The organism is Vibrio sp. 03_296 (assembly GCF_002265885.1).
Map to the genome: position 1 here is coordinate 1 of NZ_NPKW01000764.1, position 706 is coordinate 706.

A 706-nucleotide genomic window follows, 5' to 3' on the forward strand; every position below is an offset into this window, starting at 1 on the left:
CATCACCGTTTTCATCACAGAGTGTGCCATGCCCTTAAGATTGCAGCGGTTCATCATAAAAATGCCATCAGATGCTCACGCATTTGTCATAAATTCCCGCTACGGTAGCGTCATTTTCTCATTGATAAGGATATTTATATGGCTCATCTATTTTCACGCTCGCTGCTGCGACAAAGTGTCACGGCGGCGATGTTTTTTGGGGCTTCATTGACCGCGTTTTCGAGTGCAGCAGAAAGGGCTAGCACCACTGAAAGCTTTAAGCGTATTGCCAGTTTTGCCTGTCGCAGATAACCTACCCTGCGGGGTTTGGATTAAGCAAAAAAACACGTCTGCGGAAATTATTACAGGTGACACCGGATGGCAACACGCTGATCTATTCTGACAGCCCACTGGGTGGCATTGGTTTTGTCGATATTAAACAAGCGGATCAGCCCAAAGCGGCGGGTTTTCTTTCACTCAACGGTGAGCCCACCTCGGTGGCTGCGTTTGATCGTTGGGTCATCGCCGGCGTGAATACCTCAAAAGTTATAACGCAACCTTCTGGCTACTTAGCGGTGGTATCTGTAAACCGCCGTAAAATCACCGACCAGTGTGATTTAGGTGGTCAGCCAGATTCGGTCGCCGTGTCGAAAGATGGCCAGTTTATTGCGGTGGCGATCGAAAACGAACGCGACGAGGAGCTGAACGATGGCGCTCTGCCACAACT

General features: G+C 49.6%; 1 pseudogene. It reads left to right on the top strand.

The features are described 5' to 3' along the window. Positions 1-138: 138 nt before the first annotated feature. Positions 139-706 (top strand): annotated as a pseudogene (locus CIK04_RS35785) (alkaline phosphatase); the annotation flags it as partial.